This is a genomic window from Halovulum sp. GXIMD14793 (assembly GCF_054457435.1).
In genome coordinates this window covers 52584-79149 of sequence record NZ_JBTLNE010000008.1, presented here as the reverse complement: position 1 = coordinate 79149, position 26566 = coordinate 52584, and the positions used below count along the sequence as shown (strand labels likewise).

General features: G+C 56.7%; 37 protein-coding genes and 2 pseudogenes. 21 read left to right on the top strand and 18 right to left on the bottom strand.

All coding sequences use genetic code 11. The annotated features are described in order from the left end of the window. A pseudogene (locus ACW9UQ_RS03480) lies at positions 1–142 on the top strand (IS3 family transposase); the annotation flags it as partial. Positions 143–372: 230 nt separating this feature from the next. Here the strand turns inward: ACW9UQ_RS03480 and ACW9UQ_RS03475 are convergent. The 15 genes and pseudogenes from ACW9UQ_RS03475 to ACW9UQ_RS03405 all read right to left on the bottom strand — a co-directional run. Then, a pseudogene (locus ACW9UQ_RS03475) lies at positions 373–982 on the bottom strand (IS630 transposase-related protein); the annotation flags it as partial. A 30-nt stretch (positions 983–1012) separates the two neighbouring features. Further along, a complete protein-coding gene (locus ACW9UQ_RS03470) occupies positions 1013–1639 on the bottom strand; it encodes an SH3 domain-containing protein (RefSeq protein WP_458929606.1) in 627 nt (208 codons plus the stop codon). Positions 1640–1806: 167 nt separating this feature from the next. Further along, a complete protein-coding gene (gene argB, locus ACW9UQ_RS03465; RefSeq protein WP_458929605.1) occupies positions 1807–2676 on the bottom strand; it encodes an acetylglutamate kinase in 870 nt (289 codons plus the stop codon). 92 nt (positions 2677–2768) lie between these two features. Continuing rightward, positions 2769–3527: an SDR family NAD(P)-dependent oxidoreductase gene (locus ACW9UQ_RS03460; RefSeq protein ID WP_458929604.1), complete on the bottom strand. Its 759-nt coding sequence runs from the start codon at positions 3525–3527 to the stop codon at positions 2769–2771. Between the two features lie 493 nt (positions 3528–4020). Next, complete coding sequence (locus ACW9UQ_RS03455; RefSeq protein WP_458929603.1) at positions 4021–4269, bottom strand: phosphoadenosine phosphosulfate reductase domain-containing protein; 249 nt, start codon at positions 4267–4269, stop codon at positions 4021–4023. Continuing rightward, positions 4262–4522, bottom strand: coding sequence for a pyocin activator PrtN family protein (locus ACW9UQ_RS03450; RefSeq protein ID WP_458929602.1), 261 nt, complete (start codon positions 4520–4522; stop codon positions 4262–4264). The genes ACW9UQ_RS03455 and ACW9UQ_RS03450 overlap by 8 nt, the downstream gene beginning before the upstream one ends. A gap of 150 nt (positions 4523–4672) precedes the next feature. Continuing rightward, a complete protein-coding gene (locus ACW9UQ_RS03445; protein WP_458929601.1) occupies positions 4673–6031 on the bottom strand; it encodes a DNA cytosine methyltransferase in 1359 nt (452 codons plus the stop codon). A 58-nt stretch (positions 6032–6089) separates the two neighbouring features. Next, on the bottom strand, positions 6090–6275 hold the full coding sequence (locus ACW9UQ_RS03440) for a hypothetical protein (protein WP_458929600.1): 186 nt from the start codon (positions 6273–6275) through the stop codon (positions 6090–6092). Further along, on the bottom strand, positions 6268–6783 hold the full coding sequence (locus ACW9UQ_RS03435; protein ID WP_458929599.1) for a DNA N-6-adenine-methyltransferase: 516 nt from the start codon (positions 6781–6783) through the stop codon (positions 6268–6270). Before ACW9UQ_RS03435 ends, ACW9UQ_RS03440 begins: the two co-directional genes overlap by 8 nt. Positions 6784–6838: 55 nt before the next feature. Further along, entirely contained in the window at positions 6839–7189 is a 351-nt protein-coding gene (locus ACW9UQ_RS03430) for a hypothetical protein (RefSeq protein ID WP_458929598.1), read from the bottom strand. Between the two features lie 4 nt (positions 7190–7193). Continuing rightward, positions 7194–7484, bottom strand: a complete 291-nt coding sequence (locus ACW9UQ_RS03425) for a hypothetical protein (RefSeq protein WP_458929597.1) — start codon at positions 7482–7484, stop codon at positions 7194–7196. Continuing rightward, on the bottom strand, positions 7481–7624 hold the full coding sequence (locus ACW9UQ_RS03420) for a hypothetical protein (protein ID WP_458929596.1): 144 nt from the start codon (positions 7622–7624) through the stop codon (positions 7481–7483). The genes ACW9UQ_RS03425 and ACW9UQ_RS03420 overlap by 4 nt, the downstream gene beginning before the upstream one ends. Then, on the bottom strand, positions 7624–8022 hold the full coding sequence (locus ACW9UQ_RS03415; RefSeq protein ID WP_458929595.1) for a hypothetical protein: 399 nt from the start codon (positions 8020–8022) through the stop codon (positions 7624–7626). The genes ACW9UQ_RS03420 and ACW9UQ_RS03415 overlap by 1 nt, the downstream gene beginning before the upstream one ends. Next, positions 8019–8192, bottom strand: coding sequence for a hypothetical protein (locus ACW9UQ_RS03410; protein ID WP_458929594.1), 174 nt, complete (start codon positions 8190–8192; stop codon positions 8019–8021). The genes ACW9UQ_RS03415 and ACW9UQ_RS03410 overlap by 4 nt, the downstream gene beginning before the upstream one ends. A 96-nt stretch (positions 8193–8288) precedes the next feature. Then, positions 8289–9005, bottom strand: coding sequence for a DUF7666 domain-containing protein (locus ACW9UQ_RS03405; RefSeq protein WP_458929593.1), 717 nt, complete (start codon positions 9003–9005; stop codon positions 8289–8291). Between the two features lie 306 nt (positions 9006–9311). Here ACW9UQ_RS03405 and ACW9UQ_RS03400 point away from each other — a divergent pair, with 306 nt between their 5' ends. Both ACW9UQ_RS03400 and ACW9UQ_RS03395 read left to right on the top strand, forming a co-directional pair. Further along, positions 9312–9701, top strand: a complete 390-nt coding sequence (locus ACW9UQ_RS03400) for a hypothetical protein (RefSeq protein WP_458929592.1) — start codon at positions 9312–9314, stop codon at positions 9699–9701. A 140-nt stretch (positions 9702–9841) separates the two neighbouring features. Then, a complete protein-coding gene (locus ACW9UQ_RS03395; protein WP_458929591.1) occupies positions 9842–10246 on the top strand; it encodes a Rap1a/Tai family immunity protein in 405 nt (134 codons plus the stop codon). Positions 10247–10278: 32 nt separating this feature from the next. On the opposite strand, the gene ACW9UQ_RS03390 is transcribed toward ACW9UQ_RS03395, so the two are convergent. Continuing rightward, positions 10279–10917, bottom strand: coding sequence for an NYN domain-containing protein (locus ACW9UQ_RS03390; protein ID WP_458929590.1), 639 nt, complete (start codon positions 10915–10917; stop codon positions 10279–10281). 185 nt (positions 10918–11102) lie between these two features. Between ACW9UQ_RS03390 and ACW9UQ_RS03385 the strand changes: the two genes are divergently transcribed. After that, positions 11103–11324, top strand: a complete 222-nt coding sequence (locus ACW9UQ_RS03385; protein WP_458929589.1) for a hypothetical protein — start codon at positions 11103–11105, stop codon at positions 11322–11324. Between the two features lie 85 nt (positions 11325–11409). Here the strand turns inward: ACW9UQ_RS03385 and ACW9UQ_RS03380 are convergent, their stop codons facing one another. Further along, a complete protein-coding gene (locus tag ACW9UQ_RS03380) occupies positions 11410–11766 on the bottom strand; it encodes a helix-turn-helix domain-containing protein (RefSeq protein ID WP_458929588.1) in 357 nt (118 codons plus the stop codon). A 445-nt stretch (positions 11767–12211) separates the two neighbouring features. Here ACW9UQ_RS03380 and ACW9UQ_RS03375 point away from each other — a divergent pair, with 445 nt between their 5' ends. The 12 genes from ACW9UQ_RS03375 (at position 12212) to ACW9UQ_RS03320 (ending at position 20449) form a co-directional block, all read left to right on the top strand. Continuing rightward, entirely contained in the window at positions 12212–12616 is a 405-nt protein-coding gene (locus ACW9UQ_RS03375; protein ID WP_458929587.1) for a RusA family crossover junction endodeoxyribonuclease, read from the top strand. Further along, positions 12613–12822 carry a DUF3310 domain-containing protein gene (locus tag ACW9UQ_RS03370; protein WP_458929586.1) on the top strand — a complete coding sequence of 70 codons (210 nt, stop codon included), beginning with the start codon at positions 12613–12615 and terminating at the stop codon, positions 12820–12822. The genes ACW9UQ_RS03375 and ACW9UQ_RS03370 overlap by 4 nt, the downstream gene beginning before the upstream one ends. A gap of 124 nt (positions 12823–12946) precedes the next feature. Beyond that, complete coding sequence (locus ACW9UQ_RS03365) at positions 12947–13777, top strand: ATP-binding protein (protein ID WP_458929585.1); 831 nt, start codon at positions 12947–12949, stop codon at positions 13775–13777. Further along, positions 13774–14049, top strand: coding sequence for a hypothetical protein (locus tag ACW9UQ_RS03360; RefSeq protein WP_458929584.1), 276 nt, complete (start codon positions 13774–13776; stop codon positions 14047–14049). The genes ACW9UQ_RS03365 and ACW9UQ_RS03360 overlap by 4 nt, the downstream gene beginning before the upstream one ends. 13 nt (positions 14050–14062) lie before the next feature. Then, positions 14063–14656, top strand: a complete 594-nt coding sequence (locus ACW9UQ_RS03355) for a hypothetical protein (protein WP_458929583.1) — start codon at positions 14063–14065, stop codon at positions 14654–14656. Beyond that, the gene (locus tag ACW9UQ_RS03350) at positions 14644–14925 is read left to right on the top strand and encodes a hypothetical protein (protein WP_458929582.1); all 282 of its coding nucleotides are present in this window, start codon (positions 14644–14646) and stop codon (positions 14923–14925) included. Before ACW9UQ_RS03355 ends, ACW9UQ_RS03350 begins: the two co-directional genes overlap by 13 nt. A gap of 80 nt (positions 14926–15005) precedes the next feature. Further along, on the top strand, positions 15006–15218 hold the full coding sequence (locus ACW9UQ_RS03345) for a DUF6511 domain-containing protein (protein WP_458929581.1): 213 nt from the start codon (positions 15006–15008) through the stop codon (positions 15216–15218). Continuing rightward, the gene (locus ACW9UQ_RS03340; protein WP_458929580.1) at positions 15218–15937 is read left to right on the top strand and encodes a hypothetical protein; all 720 of its coding nucleotides are present in this window, start codon (positions 15218–15220) and stop codon (positions 15935–15937) included. Before ACW9UQ_RS03345 ends, ACW9UQ_RS03340 begins: the two co-directional genes overlap by 1 nt. Continuing rightward, positions 15934–18018, top strand: a complete 2085-nt coding sequence (locus ACW9UQ_RS03335; RefSeq protein WP_458929579.1) for an AAA family ATPase — start codon at positions 15934–15936, stop codon at positions 18016–18018. The genes ACW9UQ_RS03340 and ACW9UQ_RS03335 overlap by 4 nt, the downstream gene beginning before the upstream one ends. Positions 18019–18216: 198 nt before the next feature. After that, positions 18217–18522, top strand: coding sequence for a hypothetical protein (locus tag ACW9UQ_RS03330; protein WP_458929578.1), 306 nt, complete (start codon positions 18217–18219; stop codon positions 18520–18522). A 141-nt stretch (positions 18523–18663) separates the two neighbouring features. After that, complete coding sequence (gene nusG, locus ACW9UQ_RS03325; RefSeq protein ID WP_458929577.1) at positions 18664–19329, top strand: transcription termination/antitermination protein NusG; 666 nt, start codon at positions 18664–18666, stop codon at positions 19327–19329. A gap of 955 nt (positions 19330–20284) precedes the next feature. Continuing rightward, the gene (locus ACW9UQ_RS03320) at positions 20285–20449 is read left to right on the top strand and encodes a hypothetical protein (RefSeq protein ID WP_458929576.1); all 165 of its coding nucleotides are present in this window, start codon (positions 20285–20287) and stop codon (positions 20447–20449) included. Between the two features lie 3 nt (positions 20450–20452). Here the strand turns inward: ACW9UQ_RS03320 and ACW9UQ_RS03315 are convergent, their stop codons facing one another. Then, a complete protein-coding gene (locus tag ACW9UQ_RS03315) occupies positions 20453–21043 on the bottom strand; it encodes a type VI secretion system-associated protein TagO (RefSeq protein WP_458929575.1) in 591 nt (196 codons plus the stop codon). A 68-nt stretch (positions 21044–21111) separates the two neighbouring features. Between ACW9UQ_RS03315 and ACW9UQ_RS03310 the strand changes: the two genes are divergently transcribed. From ACW9UQ_RS03310 to ACW9UQ_RS03290, 5 genes are read left to right on the top strand one after another with little or no spacing between them, the layout of a single operon-like run. Then, on the top strand, positions 21112–21543 hold the full coding sequence (locus ACW9UQ_RS03310) for a terminase small subunit-like protein (RefSeq protein ID WP_458929574.1): 432 nt from the start codon (positions 21112–21114) through the stop codon (positions 21541–21543). Continuing rightward, a complete protein-coding gene (locus tag ACW9UQ_RS03305; RefSeq protein ID WP_458929573.1) occupies positions 21515–23176 on the top strand; it encodes a hypothetical protein in 1662 nt (553 codons plus the stop codon). Before ACW9UQ_RS03310 ends, ACW9UQ_RS03305 begins: the two co-directional genes overlap by 29 nt. Further along, the gene (locus ACW9UQ_RS03300) at positions 23173–24990 is read left to right on the top strand and encodes an anti-CBASS protein Acb1 family protein (RefSeq protein ID WP_458929572.1); all 1818 of its coding nucleotides are present in this window, start codon (positions 23173–23175) and stop codon (positions 24988–24990) included. Before ACW9UQ_RS03305 ends, ACW9UQ_RS03300 begins: the two co-directional genes overlap by 4 nt. Then, positions 24987–26126, top strand: coding sequence for a DUF2213 domain-containing protein (locus tag ACW9UQ_RS03295; protein ID WP_458929571.1), 1140 nt, complete (start codon positions 24987–24989; stop codon positions 26124–26126). The genes ACW9UQ_RS03300 and ACW9UQ_RS03295 overlap by 4 nt, the downstream gene beginning before the upstream one ends. A gap of 3 nt (positions 26127–26129) precedes the next feature. Continuing rightward, a complete protein-coding gene (locus ACW9UQ_RS03290; RefSeq protein WP_458929570.1) occupies positions 26130–26561 on the top strand; it encodes a structural cement protein Gp24 in 432 nt (143 codons plus the stop codon). Positions 26562–26566: the final 5 nt, after the last annotated feature.

Here is a 26566-nt window from a genome sequence, read left to right as displayed (position 1 = left end):
TGCGCGCAGACCTGCTGAGAAACTGATCCATCATTCTGATCGGGGATCGCAATATGTATCGATCAAGTACACAGAGCGTTTGGTCGATGCAGGATTGGAGCCATCCGTCGGCAGCGTCGGCGACAGCTATGACTCCTTGCTGCTTTTCTTCCTCAGTAACAGGTTGGCACCCGTGCAGGAAATCAGCCGCGCGCTGCGCATGGGCAGCAGCTGAAAAGATCGCGCGCTTGCCCGCCATAGAGTGCCCCATGATGTCCACTATCGATGGTGGACACTATCAAGCCCTCCATCACACCGTCAGAGCGGGGAAACCGGACGGATACTATGCACCCCCCCCCCGGACGGATATCATTGGAGTCTCTGAACAGCTCAGATGAAGGTTTGCGTGCGCCAGTGACCAAAGGGCGCGTCGGCCTCCAGTCGTGCACCGCACGGCGCGCGCCCGCGCAGCCGGGTCATCTTGGTGGTGACGGCGCTCGCCATTGTCCTCGGACCAATGGCGGACAAAGGCTCGCCGTCGATGAAGATCAGTCGGTGCGGCTCAAGGCGCATCCTCGGCATCCGCCGGTACTGCCACTCGAAACGCGCGGCCCGCACCCGCTTGCGCCGCCGTTCCGTCGCAATCAGGGATTTTTTTATATGTGAAGCCCAGTCGGTGCCGGACAAAACGCGACAGCTCCGCCGGCGCGGCCCGCATCCCATGCGACTGCCATAGGGCCTCGGCCAGTTCTGGCATCGTCATGTCCGGCCTCTGCTCGATCCGAGCCTTCAGGAAACCGCCGAAGCGTTCGAGCCGCCCGCTCCCTAAAGGACGCCCGCGCCTGCCCGGTGCAACCGTGCCGAGTTGCCGGTAACGCTGCCGGATCCGCACCGCGCTTGCAGCTGAAATCCGGAACCGACGCGCCGCCTCGTGGCAGGAGTGACCTTCTTCAATGAATGCGAGAACCCGTTCGCGAAGATCCAGTGATAGTGATTTGCCCATGATCCACCTCCAAATATGGTGAATCACAGATCACAACGTATGGGAATCCTCTCGATTCAGAATTTCAATCCGGGGCTCTAGAACCTGCAGTGATGTCAGGTTTGACAGGGGCGTTAAATCCGACACGCCGCTTCTGGAAAGGTCGAGAAATGTTAGTTCCGTTTCATCAGCCAATGCCGCAAGGTCGACGAGGTCGGGCATATTGATGAGATACAACTGAGTTCCATCGTAGTCGGCATTCACGTCGGTTATGTGATGTGGACTGATGCCTGCATTGGCCGCTGCCAGCCTAATAGCCAGATCGCGGACCTCCGCTGAAACCACCTGTGGAAGCGTGCACTTTTCCGTCACTGCGTCTTCGTAAATAAAGCCGGAACGTTTCTTTCCGGTTGGATTGTCTTTCAGTTCGACGCGGTAATATTTATATCCCGCTTCGTTTGTGCGGACGCCCTTCACCTGAACTGGCACGCCGTTCGGAACCTGGCCGAGTATAGATGATCCGCGGGCAGTAGGCGCCGAACGCAGGTTGGTAAAATCTGACTCCGCGTTGCAAACGAATGCAGCCCTGTTGCTTTGAAGGTTATTCTGTTGTGCAGGTGCTGCTGGCGCAAGAGACGTCAACGAAGCCCAAAACAGCATCAAATAAAGTGGTTTCATCGCAGATATCCCCCAAACACAGCCCAATTCTTAAATTCGCTGTGTTGCAATAGAATTACAAGACGCACTTGAAGGTTATATTTGATCAAGTTCTCCCGCGCGGCGGGCCGGAGGTTTTTAATAGGTGGAAATTTCAAAGCTCTTGAGAGAGCTCCTCTCCGTTTGCATCACAGCCTGATCAAACTCCCAGCGCCGTGGTCCGTAAACAGTTCCAGCAGGCACGCATGAGGGACGCGTCCGTCTATGATGACAACGGCCCGGGTGCCGCCTTCCAATGCTTCGAGAGCGGTTTCTGTTTTGGGGATCATGCCGCCGGCGATGATCCCGTCGGTGGTCAGGCGGCGGACGTCGTCCGAGCTAAGTTGCGTCAGCACCTCGCCACCTGCGCCCTTAACCCCGGCGACATCGGTCAGCAGCAACAGGCGATCCGCCTTCATCTCGGCGGCAATGGCCCCGGCGGCGGTGTCGCCGTTGATGTTGAAGCTTTCTCCTTTTTCGCCGACGCCCAGCGGGGCAACAACCGGGATGAAGCCACTCTCAATCAGGCTGTTCAGAACCTCGGGGTTGACCTTTGAGGGTTTGCCGACGAAGCCCAGATCCACCGGGTTCCCATCGGCATCCCGGCCCATTTCCTTGTCGCAGATTATCAGCTTGGCGTCTTTGCCAGAAAGGCCGACTGCCTTACCGCCCTCGTCATTTATCGCCTGCACGATGCGCTTGTTGACAGAGCCGGAGAGGACCATCTCGGCCACCTCTATCGCTGCGGCATCGGTAACCCGTTTGCCGCCCACGAACTCTGATCGGATCGATAGACGATCCAGCATATCGCTGATCATCGGGCCGCCGCCATGCACCAGAACCGGATGCAGGTTGCATTGCTTCATCAAAACGATATCGCGGGCGAAGCGAGCCATTGCCGCAGCATCGCCCATGGCATGGCCGCCCAGTTTGATCACCACCGTAGCGCCATCATAACGCTGCAGGTTGGGCAGCGCTTCGGACAGGGTGCGGGCGGTGGCGATCCAGTCGCGGTTCATGGGGCGGATCCTTTGGTTTGGGCGCGCGGTCAATGCGTTTCAAGGGTTTACCCCTGAATGCCAGGTTTCGCCAGCGCGCCCTTTGGCCATGCTTATTTCGGCGGTAGCCGTGTGGCGCCGTCCAGGCGGATCATCTCAGCATTGAGATACCGGTTGGTGATGCAAAAGGCGACGGTGTCAGCGAATTCAGCCGGGTCGCCAAGCCGCTGCGGATAGGGCATGCTTTGCGCAAGACTGTCGCGCGCCGCTTCTGGCAGTTGCGCGAGGATGGGTGTCAGGAAGATGCCGGGAGCGATTGTGTTGACGCGGATGCCAAATTTAGCAAGCTCACGAGCGGCAGGCAAAGCCATGGCCTGAATAGCGCCTTTCGTAGCGGAATAGGCCACCTGACCGATCTGACCATCCTGCGCCGCAACCGATGAGGTGTTGACGATCACGCCGCGCTCTCCGTCCTCCAGCGCGCCGGTTCCGGCCATCGCAGCTGCGGCCAGGCGCATCATATTGAACGTGCCCACAAGGTTCACATTGACGGTGCGCTGGAAATCCGCCAGCGGCAAAGGGCCTTCGCGCCCGACAAGACGACCGGGTGTGACGATGCCAGCGCAGTTGACCAGAACCCGCAACGGGCCATGTCCGGCCACTTTCGCCAGTGCATCCTGTGCGTCGGTCTCCGATGCGACATCACAGGGCAAGGCAACGCCGCCAATTTCAGCGGCAACCTTTTCGGCGGCCTCGCCATTGATATCCAGAACGCCAACCTTTGCGCCATCTGCGGCAAGCCGCCGTGCGGTTGCCTCACCCAGGCCCGAACCGCCGCCGGTTACGATTGCCGAAATTCCCTCGATTTGCATACTTACTCTCCTTTTGGACAAGCCACCCAGGACCCGGCCCGTCCGGCCTGCGAATCCCGCAGTAAAATCCGGGTGAGCATTGTGCGGGTTGCAGCAAAGTGCAAGACGCCTTGCCCTGATTGGCTGCCGGGAACTTTAATGTTAGAGCATACCGGAAAAAACCTGCCGGACCGCATGACGAAAGACCTGACCTCCTACAAAGATGCTTCGCGCCTTTCCGTGGCGCCTATGATGGATGGGATTGCGATATAAAATAATCATATAAATATCAGCATATTGTCGTGTTGGTCGGGTGCGTGTTGTTCTAAATGTTGTCCCGATTAGCTTGAAGTTGCTGTTTATTGGTCCTGTGGCCGCCTGCTGAACCACTGGGTTCGGGATGGTCCTTCTACAGTGAAGCTGCCTTGATGAAGGCTTTCGCAAAGGTGATGACCCGGTTCGATTGCGGTGGTTTCGATGCTTTCTTGATCTGCCGGGAAGCGGGGATAGTTGATCAGGGTGATGCAGATGCCCGCTTCCGCGCGATGCGATCTGCGAAATCAGCTTTGACCACTTCGACTTCAGGGCCGCCCGTCCGGGCGGATAGCTTGCTGATCCAATCATATGTGATTTCGTTTTCGTGGCCGGTGTCCGCTGTAACAGCCCTGAAGGGCTTCCCCCGCATGATGGCCAGCAAATAGCAGGACGCGCTGTCTTTCCCGCCAGAGATATTGACGATGTGTTGGGCCAAATGCTCACCCATACATCTGCTGGAATTCGCGCTGTGCTACGCTGCGGCGCGCGTCGAGGTATTCGGCCAAGTCCTGCAGGTGGACGCCTTTGGCGCTCTTCTGGCTGGCTTCGATGCGCACCAGTGGCAGCGGGATCTGTCCGTCGCTGATCTTGCGCAGGAACTTCACGAGCGTCAGGTGCGGAAAGAAGTCATCGCACACCTGCTGCGCCGGGATGATCGGTGTGCCGTTGTATTTGGCCATCAGAAGGAATGCGGTGTTCATTTTCAACCAGCCCTAGCTTATTGCCCCACCGGCTGCGCCACGTCCGGCGGGACCCCAAGAACGTGCTTCCGGGTCTTGCTGTTCGAGGGGTGCGGCGGCGACCGTCGCCTGGCCCTCGGGCGCGTTGAGGTTGTGGTCGCTGATGGTCATTCAAATAAACTCATTTGTTTCTCGCTGACTTCGGATGGTGGTTCCCAAATCCACGCGGCCGAGGCCGTGGGCAGCGCTGAGAGTGCGCCACGCATATCCTGCTGCCAGTGGATGAACTCCGTTACCGTACAGCCGCAAAGCCCGTGGCCGGGCGGCCAAGCCATCAGCCATTCGACAAAGACGCAGTTCAGCCTCCGCTTTTCCCAGTTCTCCCGCTTCAATAAGCGCCGCAAAGTGACGCGAGAAAGTCGCGATGTCGCCGAGCGAAAGAGCTGGCGCGCCATCGGGGTATTCCTGAAAGACGTCCCACCACGCGGCCATGTCGCTGGGACCCGGGGTGTGAAGATGTGGGCCACGGCGTTCGGCAGCTGGTCGAGGTGAAGGCGTCCGGTCCCATTCTCCAAATGATCCGCCGAATTCTCGCCCTTGTGGTCTCGGCTGGCGGGAGTGGGCCAGTTCTGTGCTTGCTGCCCGAGGTTCATCCCCATTGCCGGATTGCCACCGGCCTGTTTCAAGTTGGTCTGTCGCGTCTGGTACTGTGAGGGGTCTTCGTCGTAGTTCATCTGTCCGCCGTTCGGCGTTCCCCACAGCTTGGCTTGGTTCTCCAGCCCGACCGTCACCTTCCTGCCGTCTGGTGTTTGGCCGGTTGAGGTTGTGCCCTTCGGAATCGATCGACCTCCGCCGGGTGTGTCTGGTGTCATCCACATCCGATCCGCCAGATCCTCGGCTCGCCGGGTGAAGTCGTTGTTGCCCGCCGCGTTGTTGCCGTTCTGGGCCGGGGTGCCCGCCATTGGGGTCGGCCATTTGTTCATCATTTCGCAGGCCTCGCCCGCTAAAATTTTGCCGTGCCCGTTGCCGTGGCTTGGTGCTCGCTGCGTTGTCCGGTTCTCCTGTTCCGACGCACGGGCGGTAGGCCACGATGAAGACCCGCTGCCTTTCATGCGTCGCGCCTGTTTCTTCCGCCGAGAATAGGCCAGCCGCAACACGGAAGCCCATTTCTCGTAAGTCGCGCACCACGGATTCAAGGCCGAGGCTGAGGTGTCCCGCGACGTTTTCAAAGAAGCACCAGCGGGGGTCGATCTGGCTGACAATTCGTCTGATGTCTGGCCAAAGGTGGCGTGGGTCATCTTCGCCTTTTCGTTGTCCCGCTTGGGAAAACGGCTGGCATGGGTATCCGGCCAAGACGGTGTCGATGATTCCTCGCCATGGGGTGGCGTTGAATGTCTTGAGGTCATTCCAGATCGGGGCGGGATGTAGGTATCCTGCGCGCTGTCCGGCGATGAGAGTTCGTCTTGGGTAGTCTTCGATCTCGACATAGCAGGCGGTGGTAAAGCCCGGCTCAGCGAGTCCAAGGCCCATGTCAAGTCCGCCGCCGCCTGCACACAGGGAGAGGCCGTATTGGGGAGGTATGACCACGTCAAACCATCCCTCCGCAGTCAGCGCCGCGAAACGCCCAGCCCTCGCCGGGATACACAACAGGGTTCGGCACGGTGTATTCGGCACACTGGCGTGGCTCGACCTGGAACCGGAACGTCTCGCACCGGTCAGGATCTGACAGGCTGCATGAGGTGACGGTGAGCGTGATTAGGAGGATGTCAGGCATCGCGGGATTCCTTCTTTCTGGTTGGGGGAATAGCCTGCGGCGTCACGATCCCAAGATCGCACTGCTTAAGCGCCGAAATTGCGATATCGCCCATGGCAAACAATGCGGTGCCGGTCCCGGGACTTTGACCTATGGAGCCGTCAGGGCGCTCAAATTTCACCTTCGGGCTGACCCAACAGATTGCACCAGCCAATGGGGCAAACTCTTGAAACCACGGCGCTGAGGTCCGGTCGGGCACAAGTGCAATTCCATCACCATGTCGAGAAAACTTCGACAACCACAATCGCTTATTCTTTTGATGGCCAAAAGGCGGGTTCATCCACACCAAACCATGCCAAGGCTGTTGAAGGCCATCATTGCCGCTGTGATGCCAGCTACTGCATGGTACGTGGCGCGGGCCGCTCTTAGGGGCAGCGACATCAAGATCAAAATGCACACCAAGGGCCTCAAAAATGTATTGGGGGGTGTACCATTCGTCACTTTCACCATGAGCCTCGTAGGCTGCCATCATTCATTCCTTTCCAAAAAAGCCGGGGACCGAAGCCCCCGGCAGGTGCGGCCCCCTACAGGCTGGGGGACGGGGAGGTATGTGGAGTTTGGTCAAAAAGATCAGCGAGCCACTGGAACGCTTTCGCCCGAAGGTCATCTAGCGAGCGGGCGTTGAGTGTCGTTTCCTCCTCCCAATCGCCCGCGAATAGAAACGCCTCACTGGTTCCGTCCGCCTCAAAGTGGAAAAGCAGTTCCATGCCGTCGATCTGCCAAATCTCTTCTGGGCAACCGCATTCTTGCGATGGAACACGCGCCAGCATTTTGATCGGAGCGCTGCCGAACGCTTTAGGCTTGTCGGCGACTCGTAGATGCCCAAGTGTCTCAGCGCCTTGGAGGCTCACAAATTGGTTGGGGATGGCTTCCATCACTTCATCCTTTCATCTGTGGGGCGGAACCAACCGGCACCCGCCGCCCCTCGGACTCACAATGCGTGAAAGGAGAACACGCCCGCCGGTCAGCCATTTCGATCCCGCGCCCTTCATCCTCCATGACAGCCTCATGGATGCCACGGGCGAGCTTGAGAAAGCGCTGGCGGGTCTGTGTCTGCTGCATACGCCGCCGGGTGTGTTCACGGTGCGCGGAGGCCGCTAGGGCGCGGTCTGCGCGGGTCTCGGCGAGGGCTTGCAGGCGGTCGAGGGCGAGGGCGATGGGGTCAGTCATCTGCAATCCCTCGCCTGGATGCCAAACTGATCACACCAGAACCGCGTCGGGTGCGGGTGACCGGTATCGACAATCATTGCTGCGACGACCGCAGCCAAAACCGTGAGAACCAGCCAGAATGTGGCGTCGTGGGCATCCATCACGCCACCCCCAACATGCCAGCCGTCAGAGATGCCGGGTTAGGTGTGGAGTAGGTCAGGTCGTCCGTGTCCATGTTCTCCAGCGCACGGCGCACCGGCGCCACGACAAACGGCGGGATCTGGTCGATATCCGCATAGGCCGCGCCACCGTCAGGGTAGAGGACGGCTACATCCGCATCCTCAAGAAACGCCCAGGCGGCTTCCTCGCGCAGTTCGTCGGTCACATCGCGGGTGACTTCAACAGAGCGGCCCTCGACGTCCATCTGCACCATGATCACATAGAGCGCGCCGTCATCGCATTCGGTCAGCAGGTGTTCGATGGCGGCTGCCCGCTTGGTGAATAGCTTCGGCTCTAAGCCCAGATCACCGAATGACTTTTGGATGATGTAGTGGGTCATTCTACAGGCTCCATTTTTACGCATGAACAGACAGTGATGGCGGAGAGGCCAAGCGCGGGCATGAACGGGCGTGACATGACACCCGTGCCATCACAGTGTGGACATTTCAGGGCAGCTTTGCCCTTGATACGGTCGGCTATGTCAGGCGATTGTGCTGTCACGTTGCTCATGCTCTCTCCTCTAATCTCTGGCGCAGACATCGCGGCCTGCCTGTGCCGTTATTGGGGTACTCGTTACGCGCCGCGGGGCTGGCTCTGGTCAGCCCGTCAAACTTCTTTTGGAACCCCATCAATCAGGGTGTAGAACGTGTCTGGCTTGATACCGTCACGGCCTGCAATTCCTGCCCAAACGCTCAAGATTTCATCGGATATGTTGCGTTCGACCAGAAACAGTGCGCACCCCTCTGAACCTGACGCAGCGCCCCTATAGCCGGTGGCTGACGCAGCGCCCTGAGGACCGGTGGCTGACGCAGCGCCCTGAGGACCGGTGGCTGACGCAGCGCCCCTATAGCCGGTGGCTGACGCAGCGCCCCTATAGCCGGTGGCTGACGCAGCGCCCTGAGGACCGGTGGCTGACGCAGCGCCCTGAGGACCGGTGGCTGACGCAGCGCCCCTATAGCCGGTGGCTGACTTACCCTTTATCCATCTAGCAGCATCAAAGACTTGTTTAACTGCGCTCTCTATGAGTTCAGGAAGCTGCAGCTCGACTGAGATTTTAATCTTCGAAGCGGCTACCTTGCTGTCACCATCATGGTCTCGGTCTGTTCCTCCTGCAAGCTCGACCAGCGCAAATCTGGATGTTGCAGGCGGGTAGTACGAGAAGACATCAAGGGGATGCTCGCAGGCGTGAAAGCCGCTGCCACACACCTCAACCTCCCCCTCGTGGGTGTAGGTTTTGCCGACCTCAAACTGATAGCCCCGGCAAGTCAGATCGCTGTTGAATCCCTTATAGGCAATAATCTTGTCTTTGGCCTTCTTGGTCATTTCAAATCCTCGCTATTCGATGAGGGCGCAGGTCACTGGGATGCCTCGGCTTCCGCAAGGCGCTTCATGTCCGCCAGCGCATCACTGTTACTATCGTAGAAGCGTGACGGACTGATCGGTGAACCGGATTCCCGGTAGATCATCTGCGCCGCAAGAGGTGTATTGAACCGGCTCTCCAACTCATATCCCTCAGCACCAGCCAAATGGACAGCCCATCCTGCGCGGCAGTGAGTGGTTCCGCACGTGTGCCAATCGCCCATTTCTAGAGCGCCTTCCCCAGCAGCAGCCTCATAAATGCGCTGGTGAATGTTTTCGATTTTCGGTACAACAACCACCTTACCCTCATCACCCGAGCAGCCCGAGCAGTCCGAGCAGCCCGAGCAGCCCGAGCAGTCCGAGCAGTCCGAGCAGTCCGAGCAGTCCGAGCAGTCCGAGCAGTCCGAGCAGTACGAGCAGCCCGAGCAGTCCGAGCAGTACGAGCAGCCCGAGCAGCCCGAGCAGCCCGAGCAGTCCGAGCAGTCCGAGCAGTCCGAGCAGCCCGAATTAGAAAGCAGAGCCCTCTCCGCTGCCGCCTCAGACCCCCAACGGCGCACCGAGTTGCGATTTCCGTCCTCATCAGAGACCCACTTGCGCTCAGCGTCCCATGTGATCTTGCGTTCTTTCGTCTCAGTCATTTCACATCCTCTGGTTCGTTGAGGATGAATGTATGTGAGAAGTTTCTCACCGTCAAGAAAAAAGTGAGAAGTTTCGCACGAACCGCAGCGCCTGACTGTCAAACCCTTTGCCCGAAAGGCGAATCTGTGCTGGGGTGTGGGGGATTTTAGGGAGGGATTGGGATGTGGTTTAAAGCGTTAGGGCTGGTGACGGCTTGCTTGATGCCGGGGCAGTCTTTAGCCGAAGAAGATATCCAGAGTGGGAATTATATGTTCACCGCATGCACTGCGGAGCGCGCCAGCTATGCTGATGGATATTGTCTGGGTAGAACAACCAGTTTGTTGCAGGGGTTAATCACAGACAGAGCGATCGAAAAAATGCTGTCCAGCGGCGGGGACTTCACCGGATCCTATAGAGAGGCCGAGACAGCCTTTGACGTATGTGTCCCGACTAACGCAACACAAGGGCAGATCACTGACGTAATGGTGAAGTTTCTCAAGGACTACCCTGAGGATCGACACAAGGACTACGGCATTCTGATACTTACGGCGATGCAGGAAGCCTTCCCCTGCGAGCCTGTGGAGTAGGGCTTTGAGGGACAATATTTTCGGCAGCTTCGTTAAAGGGTATATTCAGCGGGTCTTTGAAAGATCACGTTGCCATCGGCATCTATCGCGTTCTCAGGCAGCAAGTTCCGTGACAGATGATCTTCGGAAATTTGGCCCCTTTTGTCTGCTGCTGCCCAAAGCTCTTTACTGTGTCTTCGGAAGGGTGGCGCGATTATCTTAATCGCTTTGTCTTCAAACGTGTTTCTAAGTAGGCGGACAGGGCCAAGCAGATCGGAATCATTAGTCACTAAGAACGCTTGGTCAAACCGATCCAGATGAGCATCATTGATAAGGTGCATGGCAATATTGACGTCGGACTCCTTTTCCTCCCTTGCCTTGTATGTCGTTCGGCAGTTTTTGCAGAAGCACGTTTTGGGCTTGAACTGCCCTTCAACTATGGTCACGCCGACATGCTTGAGCGCACTGGTATAATTCTTATGGCGAGTTGTTTTATCCTGGTTCCATGTGGGGTAGGCAGTAAAAAACTTTACCGCCTCTATGGTGTGTATGGTTGGGTCCGTGAATTCCCTCATCAGGGAAAATAGGTTCAACCACTTGAGGTGCGAAAGTGCGCCACGCACACCACGATCAGCATCATCAATGGCGTGGTAGACGTTAAAACCGTCGATGTAGCAAAAAACACGCGTCAATCAATTGCCCCATAAAATGCAAATGCCGTGAGTATTTCCATACCCACGGCTGGCGACAGATCAAGTCTGCCGGGATGCATTGAATCTTTTATGAGTCATGTAGTGAATCGTGTCAAGTCAAGTGACCCCCTACATAGGTGCGATGCTGGAGGTGCCATGGAACTGATTGGCGCAAGAGGTTTCACATGCAAGTCGGGGTGAATGCTTCACTGCTCACTCTGTTCATGCTATGTTCCATCATTAGCGTGGAGCCGGTTTTGATTAACGAAACACTACAACCGATTGTTAAGCCTGCGATTCACCTGATCGAATCGCCTGCTGGCAAGATTCGCCCGCGCAAGGGCCGCCGGGGTAGCCCCTATTCCCTCAAGATGATTGCTGAGCCGCCGCCAGGGCCAACTCACTAACAACGTGAGAGAAATTCAAACTTGGTGGAAGAAATGCCTCAGAAATCTATCTCGGACCTGTCTGACAGACAGGTTATTACGCTTATCAATCTGTTTCGTCAGTATCATGGATGTGAGATGTTGCCGGGACCAGATTCATCAATCCTTCAGCCTGAGCTTGTGAGAGACTTTCAAGCCATTGTTGAAGCTCGTGATTGAGTTCGGTTCGCCGACGCCCAGCTATCAATTCATCAATTGAGATGCCAAGGGCATTTGTGAGTTTGTAAATCGTCGACAGTTTCGGGCTTTGAGAACTTCCCTCTTCATAGTCCTGCACTGCTCGCCTGTTTAAGCCTGCCTTTATAGAAAGCTCTGCGGCGTTCATGCCGCTTTGCTGACGAAACATCACAAAATTGGTTCGCACCAGCAGATCAAACGAGTTGTCTTTTTCAGATTTATTCATGGGTTATCCCTATGTGAAACTTCTCACCCCATAAAGTGCGAAGTTTCACATTGACGATGTGAGAAACTTCTCATATAGACTGTTTGTATGACACATCAGTTACTAGTTGAAATTGACAAATGGTGCGCGACTGCCGGTGTAAGCCACTCAACTTTTGGTCGATTGGTAGGGCAGGGCGGGCACTTCTACAAACGCTTGAACGAAGGCAAACGATGCTGGCCAGATACCATTGATCGCGTGCGAAATTGGATGGCGGACAACCCACCTGACCAGCATGGCGTGCGACCAAAATGAGTTTCGATGCAGCACCTCCTTTCACGCCGCTCGCTGAGGCGACACGCCGTCATGCTTCCCTGCCTGCTGCATCGGCACGAGTCATATTTGGACAGGGAATGACGGCACCAGGCGCGGCCACTGCGAGAGTGTGGCGGATTGAGGGGGCGGTATGAAAGCTGCAACAATCTGCTTTGTCATCCCAGGAAAGCCATTCCCCAAGCAGCGCCCACGCTTCGCCCGCGGCAGAACATACACGCCCAGCGAGACGGTGGCGTTTGAAAAGATGGTTGCTCAGCTAGGGCGGCTGAAACTGCCTGAGCCATTTGATTGCCCGGTCACGCTTGAGGTGACGGCTTACTTTAGGCCCCCAAAATCGTGGTCAAAGAAGAAAGCCGCAGCGCATCTCGGCCAGCCGCACATTCAGCGGCCTGACGGTGACAACATCCTCAAGGCGATCTCTGACGGGCTTAACGGCGTGGCGTTTGTCGATGACGCGCAGGTCTATTCCGCCCGGGTCAGGAAGCTTTGGGGGGATGAAGCGAAAACCGTTGTTGAAGTGAGAGCTGCAGCATGAGCGACATGATTAACTCGCCTCCGCACTACAAGAGCCATCCTTCAGGCGTCGAGTGCATCCAAATCACGGAGCATATGAATTTCTGCCTTGGAAACGCGGTCAAATACATTTGGCGCGCAGGCCTAAAGGGAGACTCTGTTGAAGACCTTAAAAAGGCACGGTTCTACATCAATCAGGAGATCGCGCGGCTCGGAGATCGCCAATGAACGGCTTCGAAACAGTTAAGAGACGGGGCTTGGCCTCAATGATGCCAACGGCCTGCTCCGCCGCCAGCGGCCCCGTCTCAACCCGAATTGCTGGAAACGGAGAATGCGAAAGGAGCAAATCGCAATGAAAATCATCAAGGCGTCCGAGCGGATGGCTGAACGTGGGGGCATCAAGGCCGCCATATTCGGCCCCTCCGGGATCGGGAAAACCACTTTACTAAAAACCCTGCCAGAGGACTCGACATTGTTCTTTGATCTTGAGGCAGGGGATCTGGCTGTTGAAGGGTGGCAAGGTGACGCAATCCGTCCGCGCACCTGGGAAGACTGCCGCAACCTAGCTGCGCTTATCGGCGGGCCCAACCCGGCCCTGCGCGAAGATCAAGCTTACAGTGAAGCGCACTTCAACCACGTCAACGCAGACGGGGTGGCAGAAGACTTCGACAAGTACGAAACAATCTTCATCGACTCAATCACCGTGGCGGGACGCCTCTGCTTTCAGTGGGCGCAAGGTCAGCCTGAGGCCCGGTCAGAAAAGACCGGGAAACCAGACACCCGTGGGGCCTACGGTCTCCATGGCCGGGAAATGATGGCTTGGCTTTCGCAGCTACAGCATACCCGGAACAAGACGATTGTCTTTGTCGGCATCCTTGATGCCAAGGAAGACGATTACGGTCGGCTGAATTGGGTTCCGCAAATCGAGGGCTCTAAGGTCGGTCGAGAGATGCCCGGCATCGTTGATCAGGTGATCACCTACCAAGAAGTCAAATCTGATGAAGGTGACAAGTTCCGCGCTTTGATTTGCACATCTCCAAACGCATGGGGGTACCCGGCAAAAGATCGCTCTGGGCGGTTGGCTCAAATGGAAGAGCCGCACCTTGGAAAGCTGTTTGCAAAGATCAAGCAAGGGCCTCGCATCGATCAAATTGAGACCTCCTTCCCGGAGGCCGCAGAATGAACGCCTCAAACATGATGCCTGCTGATGAGCTGCTTTGGATAAAGCAGAAAAAGGCTGAGCTCGAAACCCGCGAAAAAGAAATCAAGAGCGACATCAAGGCCGGTCTTTGTCCCGCCGTGGGTGAGTTTGCCATCGCATTGTTAGCCAAGCGGAAGACCAACCGCTTCGACAGAAAAGCCGCTGAGGAAGAGCTTGGCGACTTATCCCGCTTTGAGGTCCACGGCAAAACCGTGGTCCTGAAAGTCGAAGAACTCGTAAACCCAGAAAGCTGAAAAGGAGCATATCATGTCAGCATGGAACGATTTTAGTGACGCAGAAGAGCAAACTGGTGGCGACGTCATACCAGATCGGACGATTGCCAAGGTCTATATGAAGATCAAGCCAGGTGGTCACAACGACCCAAACAACGGCTGGACCGGTGATCTTGTCACGCGCAATGACCGTACCGGATCTTGCTACTTGGATTGTGAATTCACAGTCATGGGCGGAAAATACAACAAGCGTAAAGTCTGGTCGCTGATCGGCCTACACAGCCCTAAAGGCGATAAGTGGGCGCAAATGGGTCGCACCTTTATCCGTGCGGCACTGGAAAGCGCTCGTGGCATTGCCCCGACAGATACCAGCGAACAAGCCATGCAGGCGCGGCGCATTAATGGCTTGTCTGATCTGGATGGGTTGGAATTTGTCGCGATCATCAATGTTCAAGAAAGCGATGACCCACAATATCCGGCACCCAAGAATGTGATCCAGAATGTCGTGCCTTGCACGCATAAGGATTACCGAGACGCGATGAGTGGGGCAGGAAGCACAGCGACACCAAGCGCTGCCGCAAGCACCCTCAGTCAGCAGGCATCAAGCACGCCTGCATGGGCATCATGAAGGGGGGCAAAGGGCCGCGAGAGCACGGCCCCAACCCACTCGATGAGGCAGATGCCCAGTCGCTGGACCACGCCGTCGAGACCATGATCAAGCACGTGCTGAACGATTGGGACCACACCCGCCCGCTCGGCAGCTTGAACAAGGAAGACCTGGCCGTCCTGGCAAGCGCCGCAATCAGGGGCTGGATTTGTGAAAGGTCAAAGCTGGCGAAATGTGGAAACAAAGAAATCCATCACGAACTGAATTTCACTGCTCTTCTTGCGGGATGAACCTCGGGGCAAGCCCTTGGATGGGCTTGCCATCAAACCCTCACACAGCGTGCGGTTGCTTTAAAAGTAAAGAGGCAGAAATGAGGCTTCCAACTAAACAGGAAAAGATACAAGCCATTCTGGATGCTCGGCAGCCAGTGGCTGAATACCTATCGAGCATCAACAAGATCGATGCCTTCAATGAATTCTCCAAAGACGAAATCTGCGGGCTAATCCGGGCGGCTCAGGAGGGAGTGCAATCCTCGCTGCGCCGACAGACAAGTGATGCTTTTGATCAGGAGATTCCGCTTTGATGCTTGATTTCAACAGCCGAAACCAAAAGGGCGACCGATTTTCTGAAATCATCGATCAATCGATGGAGGACCGGCAGGAGACGCCGCGAAGCTATTTAGGCGCTTCGCTGATTGGGGAGAAATGCCCTAGGCGTATTCAATACAACTTCATCGGCACGGAAGTTGATGAAGGTGCCGGGTTCAGCGGTCGCACCAAGCGCATCTTCTATCGTGGGCATCAAGCCGAAGACTGGATGGCGAAATGGATGCGCGAAGCCGGGTTTGATTTGCGTACCGAAAAGAATGGGGCGCAGTTTGGTTTTGACGACTGCGACGGGCGGTTCAAAGGGCATATTGATGGTGTAATTGTCGATGGCCCTAACGACTTTCAGTATCCTGCATTGTGGGAACACAAGATGCTCGGGGCCAAGGGCTGGGGGCAGCTTTCAAGGCATGGCGTTGCAAAAGCATATCCGCATTACGCCACTCAAATTGCCGTATATCAGGCCTACATGCAGTTGGCAGAAAACCCAGCTCTACTGGTAGCGACAAATTCTGACACCATGGAAATCGAGTGCCAGCTCGTGCCGTTTAACCAAAATCTCGCACAATCGGCCATCGACAAAGCGGCGCAGATCATTTCAGCAACTGACCATGGCGAAACCCTACCCCGAGCAGCAGATAGCAGCGACGCCTTCGTTTGCCGGTTTTGCCCCTATAAGGGGACTTGCTGGCAATGATACTGGATTTCAATTCTGCACCGAGACAGGGGGCCAGCGCACCCGTTGAAGAAGAGCAGCCACAATACGACCGAGATGAAGTGCGCGCATCGCTTCTCGGCCAACTGGAAAGTGTTCTGGGCCACCTCTACCCAAATGGATTTGCAGATCCAAAGGGCCTGCGCTTCTACATAGGCGACACCTCCGGCTCTGCCGGTGAGAGCCTTTCAGTCGAGCTGAGCGGCCAAAAAGCCGGCCTCTGGCATGATTTCGCGACCGGTGAGGGCGGAGACATATTTGATCTCTGGGCTGCCGCCCGTGGGTCAAGCAGTTTTCGTGAAACCATCAAAGATGCCGGAGAGTATTCCGGTGCGACGTCGAAAGTGCCGCGGCGCAAGCCGACCCGCAAGCAGCCCACAGGAGGCGCTCAATGGGGTATCCCGACAGCAACCTACAAATACACTGACGCAAACGGCAATCTTCTTGTCGAGGTTGAACGATATGAGTGGGAGAGGGATGGCAAAATTGCCAAAGCTTTCCGGCCATGGGATGTTGCAACACGCAAATTCAAGCACCCTGAGTTCCGCCCGCTATACAATCTGGTCAATGTCTCGACAGCGCCAGAAATCATAGTTGTAGAGGGCGAGAAAGCAGCCGATGCGTTGATCGCCCAAAACATCAATGCAACAACTGCAATCGCCGGGTCGAACGCCCCTTTCGAAAAGACTGACTGGTCGCCCCTGAAAGGGCGTATGGTCTGGATCTGGCCCGACAACGACGAACCTGGACACGGCTATGCCGAGCGCCTGAAATCTCACCTGGAAGCCGAAGGGGCGTTGTCTGTAGGCATTCTTTCTATCCCACATGGTAAGCCCGAAAAGTGGGACGCTGCAGACGCTGCAGACGAGGACCTTGGCAGCCTGATCAAGTCCATGCGATCGACAACCTCTGATACGCCTCAGGCAGTCTTCAACATTGACTTTTGGCAAGATGAAGACTTTGCGCTAATCCCCCGTGTTGATTACGTTTACAACAGTTTTTATGCCAAAGGTTATACGTCTGTAACCGCTGCGCCTCCAAAGGTCGGAAAGTCGCTGTTAGGCCTTGTGGAAGCCGTGGATATAGCCACAGGGCGGGGCATCCTGACAGGCAAGCAGCAGGCCCCACAGCGCGTCTACTACTACAATGCTGAGGATGACATCCACACAATCAAAAACCGGATTGCGGCGATATTAGCCCAATACAATATCCCCCAATCTGAACTGGTCGGGCAGTTGTCAGTCAACTCCGGTGTTGATGAGGGCGGTTTCTACATAATTTCCGGTGCAGAGGGCCAGATCAATGAGGCCCAGTTCAAGACTATGGAACAGCAGTGCATAGAGCATGGCATTGACTGCATGATCCTGGACCCGCTGCAAGATCTATCACGTAGCCCGGAAACCAATGAAGTTATGCGTATATTGGGTGGCCGCCTACGCCGCATGGCATCTCGCTGCCAGCTTGCTATTGGCCTCATCCACCACACGAGAAAGATGCAGCCAGGAGTCAAGGCCAGCATTGACGATATGCGTGGCGGCAGCGCTCTCAGGGGCACTGCGCGCTTTAACAGGCTGCTGGTTCCGATGTCAGAGGCAGAGGCAGTTAAGGCGGGGCTAAATGACCACCGGGCATACTTCCAAGTCGGAGACATCGAAGGAAACCTTGCACCGCCGTCTAGCGATTATGCGCGCTGGTACGAAAAGAAGTCTATCATCGCACCCAATGGGGAAAGCGTTGGTGTAATTGTGCCATGGCAATGGCCTGATGCCTTCGATGGTATTTCAGCTCGTGATGCCGCCCGCGTCCGCGATGAAATTGACACCATGTCAAATCCGCCCCGTGCTGACATTCGAGCATCTGCATGGGTCGGAAATATCGTCGCAAATGTGCTTGGCATGAACATCACCAAAGAGCCTGACAAGGCCCGTGTGAAATCCATCGTTTCAAAGTGGGTGGAAACAGATGTTTTGAGGGTTGTCGACGCCTACAACTCGCGCGCTGGACGCGATGTCGAAGTGATCGTTTGTGGCTCAAATGACCCTCTGGAAGGCGGTGGATCATGAGCATGATTTCCACAGTTACCACAGTTGTTCCACAGAAATCCACAGTTCACCACAGTCCCGATTTACACACTCTCCTCACCCCACCACCACAGTTCTCCTGTGGGGTGTGGGGAGTGTGTGTGGTGGAGGAGCGGGCCACCCCAGTCCAGTCAACCACATTCACAGTCCACCACAGTAAGGAGTTTTAGAGTGAACGTTATGACGGCAAATTTTGAGGACCCGGAGCAAGCCTACGGCGCCGCCATGCGCGACCTCGCCCGCCGCGAGGGCCATCGCCCCGGAATGCCAGCCACACCCAAGGACCAGCCCGCACAGCGCCAGATAGAAGCGCTGGCGCATTTCGGTGGCGAGCCATTCACAAGCACTGACCTGCGAGAGGCCGCAGGCTTAACCCAGGAGCGCGCACAGCACCTGATTGCGATCATGCGGGTCAACGGGCGTATTCGGATCGTGGGTAAGCGTGGCAATTTCTCGGTTTATCAGGAGGTGGCGGAATGCGCCTGAGAGCCGCAGAGCGCCCCGCTGAGGGCTTGTTGGGGTTGTTTTGGTGCTGGGGTAGCCAAAAGAACACAAAGCCCCTGAGAGGCGCTCTCCGTGGCTTTCTGGGTGTACCCGACAAACGCAAAAACAGTAGGGCAAGAGCAGATGGGTAAACACGAGAACTGGAATGATAGGCCGGATGAGGGGGTCTGGTACGCTCTCAGAACGGTGCCGCAAAAGGAAGCCACGGCGCAGTGCCTGTTAACTGGCGCGCTCCGGCCGATTGAGATGAAGGGCAAGACAAAGGACGGCCTGGATAAGATCTACATCCCGCAAGCCCGGTTGTTGCCCCGGCGCGAAGGCAATGGCCTCGTCGTGGTATGTCCGCTTGAAACCAAGTGGCGCTACCCCAACAAGACCGCTCGGCGTAAGCGCCTGACGCAACGCCCCTTGATGCGCGGCTGGTTGTTTGTCCGGTTCCCCTCTGCACGGGTGAACTGGTTTGCGATCCGGCAACTTGGAGTCATCACTGGTGTTGCCGGTGGCAGCGGCTCCCCGTGCGCCCTCAATGTCCGCGGTAGGCGGTTCCTTGGTCGGATTGTTGAGCGGGAGCAGGCGGGGCACTTCGGGGCTGAGCCTCAGGAGGCGTTCATGCAATCGCGTTGCGAGTTCACGGTAGGCGACAAGGCTGAGGTCATGTCTGGGCCACTGGCCGGTTTTGTCGTGGATGTTCAGCAGATCAGTGGCCAGGCTGCCAAAGTGATCGGGCCATTCATGGGAACCGATACGGAGATGACGGTTTCGCTTGCAAATCTGGCGAAAGCAGGTTAGGAACATAACAGAAACCCTGAGGTCTTGCGCGCCTCAGGTCATTCTCCCCAAATAGGGGTTGGTGGCGGCAGACGCATCGACAAAAGCCGCGCGATCAACGGAGCAAGAGCATTCCCGTTTTTCGCTGATTGCGAAGCTATGTTTTGAGATGTGTTGAGGTATCTAATGGTGCCAGTTTGTTGCGTTGGATTGGTCTGTGCCTTTGGAGAGTAAGTCAGAAACTGCTTCTGGTTGGCTCAAAGAAAATGGCATCAGAGAGTGGGTCTCAAGTCGAACGCAGCAATGGTATAAAGGCCCTGATAGCGCTCCATTTTTCGAGTGCGAGCATGATGAGAAGGCATGGGCCGCACAAAGGCGCGACATTCGGCCAAATCGAAAGAAAGTGAGGCCCCTGCAAAAAGTTGATCCTATTCAGTTTTTGCGGCAAGCGATGAATGGCAATAGGCTGGAATGTGTTTTCTTCCCTAATGCTGTGCCTGGTCAAAGAGCATCTGTTGTGTACAATTGTCAGAGCATGGACGCTGCTAGGGCAGCATGCATAATGGCCCACGGCCGCCCGGTCGATGGCGGGATTGTGGCCCGCCACTTGTGTGGGAATGGACACTTTTCTTGTGTGAACCCACAGCATCTAAGATGGGGTGACCATGAGCGGAACGCCCGCGACCGGGTTCTTCATCGAACATCACCCCTTTACAGGCCTGAGATATGCGAAGAAGACGTTCGCGCGATAGAGCAGGATGTTCGCCACCCCAACATTATCGCAATAGAATTCGATGTTCATTCATCGGTTGTAAGAGCAATCAAACAGGGTCTCTGGTAGACGCCGCATTCCGATAGCAGCCCATGCCTCGCAGGTCTAATCACCCTGCAGGGGGTTCGTTCTTGGGTTGCTTTCCGAGTGGGGTTCACCAACCGCCCGCCCTAACCGGCGCGGCGGTTTTTCTATGGGGAAAGCATGACCACCATCGCCAAGATCACAATCGAGGAGGAGGGCGAGTTCCTCCACGGCGTAATGGACATATCCGCAATGGACGAGGAAACCGCCGAGGCAATCGCCCGGGAGCTAGAGGACATGGCCCGCGATCTGCGGGAGGGTTATTTGCCGGTGGCGGTGCATTAGGGGTTACCAGCCGCAGGCTTCTCGCAAGGGCGTCAATGCTGTTTCCAGTCCTGTTGTGTTGAAGACAACTTCCTTAGGGGGCTGGTTGTAGGGCGTAAACCGCATAATCAGTTCGTCAGCCTTCTTTAGCTCACTAATGAAAGCAATGGCGGTAGTGGGGTCCCAAAGCCCTAGAGAGCGATTGGATGTGTCGGCTTCAAAGCTTCGGGTTTTCGGGGTTTCGCTGCCTACTCTGTATGCAACACTCCCATAACCCCCATGGCCCGAGGTTACGTGGCATTGTGTGCTGAGAAGAACTGCCGTGCTGTTCTCAAAGCACCGGAGGAAAAGTCGTGGCCGGGACCGCTTATAGCTGTGGCCACAGCGGATCGACTCTGTTGATGTCACTGACAGAAAAACGTTTGTCTGGTCTGTCATTTTACTGGTTTGAGAATTGACCTGCCACTGGGGTTCGCTTGCGGGCGTTTTCGCCGTGTCAGGAAACGCCGCATCAAAACACTTCAACCGCTCGGTGTCGTCTTCAAACTTTGAGCAAATATGCTGCCCCATCACCGGGGTGGCGAACAGAAATGCAAGGGTGGCAATAACGCGCATGGATAACTCCTTTGATAATGGCCGGGAGATTAGCGCGGTGTTGGCCGGAATGCCAGAAGGTGGATCGAATGCCTAAGTTCAGCCAGGCGCTATTTGATAAGATCTGTGACCGGATTGCGAATGGTGAAAGCTTGCGAAGCATCTGCCAGGGTAAGGACATGCCCAGCAAGACGGCAGTGTTCAAGTGGCTTAAGGCTGATGGAAATGGCAGTCTTGTTGACCAATACGTGCGCGCTCGGGAAGGTCAGGCAGATGCGATTTTTGATGAATGTCTGAACTTGGCAGATGAAGTGAATGGCCCTGAGGATGTGCCGAAGGCTCGGTTGCAGATCGACACCAGAAAGTGGATGGCTGGCAAGCTCAGGCCCAAGGTGTACGGCGACAAGATTGCCATTGGCGGTGCAGAAGACTTGCCGCCCGTCCGAACAGTAAGTGCGACTATGACCCCTCAGGAGGCGGCAGAGGCTTATGTTGCCACCCTCAACAGCAAAGAAGGATAGCTGGCCGCCAGACTATGTTTCTGTTTGGCAGTGGCGTCAGAAGCAGTTGCTGGCGATGCGGGCCAATCAGGAGCTAGTCCTCGGCGCGGTAGAATACTATCGCTCTAAGCCGGTTGAGTTCATCAATCATTGGCTGGACACATACGACCCTCGGAATGCAGGGAAGAAGACACCGGCAAAGATGCCGTTCATCCTGTTTCAGCGGCAAGGTGATCTGGTCGAGTTTCTTCTGTCGATGATCCGAGGGGAGGAAAACGGGCTAATCGAAAAGTGCCGCGATATGGGCGCAACCTGGGTCGCCTGCGCATTCTCGGTCTGGCTTTGGCGGTTTTGGCCGGGGGCTTCTGTCGGCTGGGGTTCACGCAAAGAACAGTTGGTCGATAAGATCGGCGACCCGGACAGCATCTTTGAAAAGATGCGGATGCTCATTAGGGGCTTGCCGCATGAGTTCTGGCCTGCGGGGTTCAGCGATCAGGATCACATGGCTTACATGCGGATCGTCAACCCGGAGACGGGTGCAACGATTACTGGTGAGGCAGGCGACAACATCGGGCGCGGCGGTCGTAAGCTGATCTACTTTAAGGATGAGAGCGCGCATTATGAGCGGCCGGAGAAAATAGAAGCCGCTCTTGCTGACAATACACGGGTCCAGATCGACATAAGCTCGGTCAATGGAGTCGGTAACGTCTTTCATCGCAGGCGAGAGGCTGGCGAGGATTGGGGCGGTGGTGATGCGATCCCGGGCACAACGAATGTGTTTGTCATGGATTGGCGAGACCACCCTGGAAAGACGCAGGAATGGTATGATGCGCGTCGGAAGCGCGCCGAAGATGATGGGCTGCTGCATGTGTTCGCCCAAGAGGTCGACCGAGATTACGCATCGGCTGTGGATGGGGTAATTATCCCAAACGCTTGGATCAAGTCGGCGATAGACGCGCATGTGAGTCTCGGGTTCGAGGCCAGCGGGCCGAAGATTGCCGGTTTGGACGTGGCGGACGAAGGTGGGGACAAGAACGCCCTCGCAACGCGCCACGGGCCGGTTCTCTTGTCTGCTGAGGATTGGGGCGAGGGTGACACCGGTAAGACCACACGGCGTTCTTTGGCTGCTCTGAGCAGCTTGGGGCACGTTGAGCTTCAATACGACAGCGTCGGGATCGGCGCGGGGGTCAAGGCAGAGGCAAACAGGCTGCGGGAAGCGGGGGATTTGCCGAAAGGTATCGTTCTGCACCCATGGTCAGCCGGGGCGGGCGTGCAATTCCCCGACCGGCACATTCTGACAGATGAGTTCGGGCGAGAGGACAGGAATAGCCCTACGAACCGTGACTACTACAACAACCTCAAGGCACAAGCTTGGTGGGAGTTGCGGCTTAGGTTTGAGCGGACACACAAGGCGGTCACTGAGGGCGCGGTCTACCGGCCTGATGAGCTGATCAGCCTGCCATCAAGTCTGCCGAAGTTGCGGCAGATCGAAAAGGAACTGGGGCAGCCTACTGCCAGCAGGTCTGCGCGAACCATGAAGCTCAAGGTGGACAAGCGCCCTAACGGCACGCGCTCACCGAACATCGCTGACGCAATTGTCATGGCCTATTGGCCAATAGCAACGAGCACCTACACGCTGACAGGAGCGCTATGAGTTACCTTACAGACGGGCTGCGCAACCTGGTGGCTAACCTCGCCACCGGGCGGGACAAGGCTGCCTCAGCGCAATATGTGATGCCGATAGAAAACCGGGCAGAGTACCTGGCCGCCTATCTGTCGTCGTCTCTGGTTCGGCGCGCTGTTGACCTGCCTGCTGAGGACTCGTGCCGGGAGTGGCGCGAGTGGCAGGCTGAGGCGGTGGATATCTCAAAGATCGAGGCCGAGGAAAAGCGGCTGGACCTGCAAGGGAAGATCAAGGAAGCTCGGCGTCAGGCACGTCTCTATGGCGGCGCTGCGATCCTGATTGGCACCGGTGAAAACAATCTGACCAAAGAACTGTCGCCCGACCGCATCAAGGCCGGCGGCATCAAGTATCTGACGGTTCTGTCGCGGGATGATCTGTCTCCGGGCGAGATTGAGCGGGACATTTCCTCCCGTCTCTATAACGAGCCACAGTACTGGACGCTGAGCGGTGAGCGCGGGGTGCTGCAATTGCATCCATCCCGGTTGGTCCTGTTCCATGGCGTGCCGCCATTGGCAGGTCTGGCAAACCAGACGCAATACGGCTGGGGCTGTTCGGTACTTACCGGAATGCTCGATGCCATCAAGCGGGTTGATGAAGGGGCAGCAAACGTCAATAGCCTGGTCTATGAAGCCAAGGTTGATGTGGTCAAAATCCCCGACTTCATGAGCAACTTGGAGTCTAGGGGCCAGCAATACGAGCAGCTTGTTCAAAGCCGGTTGACCTTGGCCATGATGTCCAAGGGAATCAACGGGTCCCTGATCTTGGACGCTGAGGAAGACTACGAGCAAAAGGCGGCTTCCTTTGGCGGGCTGCCAGACGTGCTGGATCGCTTCATGCAGTTGGCATCGGCGGCTTCCGGGGTTCCGGCAACGCTGCTGTTCGGTATGAGCCCAGCCGGGATGAACTCAACGGGCGAGAGCGATATCCGCCTGTATTATGACCGGGTGCGGGTTGAGCAGACCCTCTCTATGCAGCCTGCAATGGGCGTGCTGGACGAGTGCTTGATCCGGTCGGCGCTTGGCGCTCGGCCTGAGGGCCTGTTCTTCAACTGGCGGCCCCTATGGCAGCCGACTGCGGCAGAACGGGCAGGCGTTGCGGACAAGCTGATGGCGGCGGCCGAGAAGCTGCACCGAATGGATGCTGTATCGACTGAGGCTCTTGGCCAGGCATCGGTAAATGCACTGACCGAGAGTGGCGCATTCCCGGGTCTGGAAAGCTACGCCGAGGAATTCCCGGTTGAGGAGGACGACGACCCGGTTGTGCCGTTCGATCCAGCCGAGGCGCAAGAGGTGCCGTCCGACGAGGGTGAGGAGCAGGTACAGGCGGATGCTGCGCCTCGGACCCTCTATGTCAGACGCAATGTCCTCAACGCGAAAGACATTTTGGCTTGGGCTAGAGAACAGGGCTTTGAAACCACCCTTGCAGAGGATGACTTGCATGTGACCATCGCATTCAGCCGCAAACCGGTTGACTGGATGAAGGTTGGCACTGCTTGGGAGGAGGATTTGGAAGTTGTCCCTGGGGGCGCGCGGATTATGGACCGATTTGGGGATGCGCGTGTGTTGCTCTTCGCCAGTTCCGCACTGTCTTGGAGGCATGAGGAAATTATGCGCTCCGGCGCAACTTGGGATCACCCAGAATATCAGCCACACATCACAATCAGCTACTCGGACACTTCGCCCGATATCAACGAAATCCGGCCTTACAGGGGCAAGATCATCCTTGGTCCCGAGATATTCGAAGAGATCAACGAGAAATGGCTTGAGGGAGTTGTTGAGCAATGACCGAACACCGCTTTACCGATCGCGCACTCCTATCCGGGGTGCGCAAGACGAGTGACGGCTTCCTGGTGTCCGAGGCATTTGCGGTTCGCACCGGGATCCAGGTCTACACCGGCGATGAGGTCGGCCTGCCTGACCAGGACTTCGTTGCCGTGTACCGGCCAGAGTCAGAGGTGCGCTCAGAGGACAGTATGCGCACGTTCAGCCATGCGCCGGTCACACTCGGCCACCCGACTGAAATGGTCGATGCGGACAACTGGAAAGAGTTAGCCAAGGGCGAGGTATCGACCGAGGCTCAGTGGGACGGCAACAAGATCAAGCTGCCCTTGATCGTCAAGGATGCTGAGGCCATTGCTGCCATCGAAGGTGGCACCCGTGAACTCTCCGCCGGTTACACCTGCCGTCTTGAATTTGGTGATGGTGTATCGCCCGAGGGCGAGGCCTACAACGCCATCCAGCGGGACATCAGGATCAATCATATCGCCATCGTGCCTGCCGGGCGCGCTGGCTCAGAATGTCGCATCGGTGATGCGGACAGAACCACGCGATGGGGCGTTTCCCCCATAACCTCCGACCGAAAGGACGTGAACATGGTAGACGCCGTGAAAACTCGCACGGTCTTGATCGACGGACTTTCCGTCGAGACGACCGATGCAGGCGCGCAGGCGCTGGAAAAACTGCAATCCACCATTGCCGCCAAAGACAAGGCAATGGCTGACGCTGACACCGCCCACAAGGCAGCTCTGGAAGCCAAGGACGAGGAAATCGGCACCCTGAAAGCCGACCTCAAGAAGGCTCAGGACGAAGCCGTCACCCCGGACAAGGTAACCAAGCTGGTTGCTGACCGTGTGGCTCTGGAATCTGTGGTGAAAACCATTGATGACAGCATCAAGCCCGATGGCCTGACCGATGCGGATCTGCGCAAGCAGGCGGTTGCCAAGGCCCTTGGCGATGAAATGGTCGCCGATGCTTCGGAAGCCGAGATTGCCGGAATGTTCAAGGCTGTGGCCAAGGACGCCAAGGCATCAGATCCCGTGAAGGATCTGGGCGGCAGCAAGAAAGTTTCCTCGATGGACGAGCTCTATGCCGCCCGCGATGCGAAGCTGACCAACGCCTACAAAATGCAAAAGGAGGCCTGATCCATGGCTATCAACGACACACAGCTTGGCTACAGCACGAATGCTGCTGTCGGCTATGCAGGTATGCTGGCGGAAGGCCAGACTGCCCGTGACGTGGCGTCCAAGGCGGTTGAAGATGCAGCCGTAGCTTTCGGCCTTGCGGTCGGGGCAGGCGCTGCTGATGGTTCGGTTCGCCTTGGCGGCACCGGCTTCGAGGGCATCGCCCTGGCAGACAAAACACGCGATGCTGATCAGTATGACGTGGGCGAAATGGCCGGTGTGATCCGCAAGGGCACCGTCTGGGTTGAGGCATCGACCAATGTCGGCCCTGCTGATCCTGTCACGTTCACTGCTGCCACCGGCGTTATCGGCGCTGGACTGGCTGCGACAATTGACGGCGCAAAGTTCGAGACAACCGCAACTGCGGGCAATCTCGTGCGCGTCTACCTGGGCTGAGGAGG